This is a genomic window from Pseudomonas sp. SDT291_1_S447 (genome assembly GCF_054070155.1).
In genome coordinates this window covers 1-293 of sequence record NZ_JBSVXS010000347.1, presented here as the reverse complement: position 1 = coordinate 293, position 293 = coordinate 1, and the positions used below count along the sequence as shown (strand labels likewise).

Genomic DNA, 293 nt, shown 5'->3' with positions numbered 1-293 from the left:
CTGGACATCATGATCGGCGGCAAGGGCAACGACGCCTACGTACTGGATCAGGCGGATGAACTGGCGCTCGTGCAAGAGTTGGCCAATGAGGGCACTGACACCCTCTACATCAACTACGCCGCAGCTACCCAGACCCGAACCATCGATCTTGGCCTGAGCAACCTGCACGATGTCGAGAATGTCACGTTGCTAGGCGCCGGCCAGTTCACCGTCATCGGTAATGACCAGAACAACACTTTGCTCGGCAATGCCGATGCCAACACCCTTCAAGGCGGTGCGGGCGACGATATTCT

Annotated in this window: 1 pseudogene; it reads left to right on the top strand. The window is 57.7% G+C overall.

Annotation, left to right across the window (positions count from 1 at the left end):
* Nucleotides 1–293 (top strand): annotated as a pseudogene (locus ACW9IR_RS29875) (M10 family metallopeptidase); the annotation flags it as partial.